This window comes from Geobacillus sp. CAMR5420, assembly GCF_000691465.1.
In the GTDB taxonomy this organism is placed as follows: domain Bacteria; phylum Bacillota; class Bacilli; order Bacillales; family Anoxybacillaceae; genus Geobacillus; species Geobacillus thermoleovorans.
In genome coordinates, this window is the sequence record NZ_JHUS01000005.1 from 1 (window position 1) to 1,842 (window position 1,842).

The 1,842-nt window shown below is 45.3% G+C and carries 2 protein-coding genes and 1 pseudogene; 2 read left to right on the plus strand and 1 reads right to left on the minus strand.

Annotation, left to right across the window (positions count from 1 at the left end; genetic code table 11):
- Positions 1-264 precede the first annotated feature (264 nt).
- Together DI44_RS19695 and DI44_RS15215 are read left to right on the plus strand one after the other, a co-directional pair.
- Positions 265-796: pseudogene (locus DI44_RS19695) on the plus strand (IS630 family transposase).
- Complete coding sequence (locus tag DI44_RS15215; RefSeq protein WP_033024499.1) at positions 796-1,323, plus strand: IS630 family transposase; 528 nt, start codon at positions 796-798, stop codon at positions 1,321-1,323. The pseudogene DI44_RS19695 and the gene DI44_RS15215 overlap by 1 nt, the downstream one beginning before the upstream one ends.
- A gap of 332 nt (positions 1,324-1,655) precedes the next feature.
- On the opposite strand, the gene DI44_RS19285 is transcribed toward DI44_RS15215, so the two are convergent.
- On the minus strand, positions 1,656-1,842 hold a 187-nt coding region (locus DI44_RS19285; RefSeq protein ID WP_241766356.1), incomplete at its 5' end, for a general secretion pathway protein A.

Consider the following 1,842-nt stretch of genomic DNA (forward strand, 5'->3'; position numbering starts at 1 on the left):
CCAGCCGATGCTTTCAAAAGCAAGAATTTTCTGACGTTCATCATCATCTCTTAAACGATGTATGTGTTTAATCTCTGAAAGTGATCATGGTGGATGGTACGGCCCTTTGAAACATTCTTGTAGTATGATCCCCAAACAAAATGGGTCATTTCAACTCGGTATTACTATATATATGCTCATTGAAAAGTTAACCTTCGTATAAGTGGTGCCCACTCCGGTTATACTGCTCCTAAGGAAAAGTATGGAAAAGGAGCGGAATTCTGCATGAAACGTCTCAAAATCACCAACGATCACGGATGGACACCTCGGACACTTCACAAACAGGAACGGAAAATCAAAAACACCCTTCTTCGCCAACGGGTGATGGCGGTTCGCCTGGTCATGGAAGGCTATTTGGGCAAAGAGGTGGCCTCCATGGTCAACGTGTGCCGACAAACCGTTTCCCATTATGTGTCGCTGTTCAACGAAGGCGGTCTGGAGCTCTTGCTTCATCGGGATTTCGCCCCCGGGCGGGAGCCGTTTCTCACCGAAGAACAGCAGGAAGAGATCAAACAGCTTGTGTTGACCACCACTCCCGTGGGAACTGGGCTGGGACGTCGCTTCGGCGTGGAACACCAAACTCCTGCAATCCTATGTCGAAAAGCACTTCGGTGTTTGCATTTCCCGCGAAGCGTTGCGAAAACTCCTGCACCGCAAAGGGCTGTCGTGGACACGGCCGACCTACACATTGGCGAAAGGTGATCCGGATCGACAAAAGAATTTTGAGAAACAGATCGACTTCATAAAAAAAACTTAATGGATCCTGATTCGGTCTTGTTGTACCTTGATGAAACACATATCCGCTCTTACCATGTCTTGCGGTCCACATGGTCGGAAGTCGGCCGCCAAAAACAAGTGCCGACGTTCGGCCATCATGCCCACGTATCGCTGTTTGGCGCGGTCAACATCCACGATGGCGAAACGGTGCTTCATCAAACGACCGCTGCCAATGCCGCGACGTTCTTGGATTTCTTGAGAATGCTCAAAGAGCGCTACCCGGACCGTCTCATGGTCTTGGTGTTGGATAACGCCCGCATTCACCATGCCAAAATGGTCAAGGAGTTTTTGCGGGAAGAAAGGCAGTGTTTTCACTTTATTTACCTTCCTCCCTATTCGCCACAGCTGAACCCGATCGAACGCTTATGGAAATGGCTGAAAGATACGGTGATTGCCAATGTATTTCACAAGGATCGCAACGATATCATTCAAGCCATTACTCGGTTTGTCAACTACATCCACGAACGTCCGGAGGAAGTGCTGCAGCGCTTAGGGTGTGCAGGATGACTGAGAAGTTAACTCTTCATGTTGCATGTATATAGATTCTATTGAGTTTATCGCAGAAAAACTTTCGGATTTATCAGAATGATTTAGAAATATTAAGTAATTATCGATATTTATCCCATACTTTTATTGTATCTTCACTCGAGTTGCTTCTACGTTTTATCTGGAGAAAATAATATTCAATCTTATAAATAATTTTATCTTGGTGCATTTTTAGGCCGTTCCATTTAAAAAATGCAACAGGCCAAAAATGCGTTTTATTTTTTACCTCCTTCCCAAGTACTCTCCTTCCTTTGCTGTAAATTAGCACATTATTTCAGAATCCCTTTTTCAAATTATTTCAGGCGGATTCGGAAATAATGTGCAAAATTTTTGCGGATTGTTCCGGATTTTGCACATTCTTTCGGAACGTTTGCACGCTCTTTCAGATGAAGATTTCCAGCGCGCCTGATGGACCGATGGAAAAGAAAAAGCACAAAAGAGGCCGATTCGGCCCCTTTCATGCTAATACCCCATTTCCTC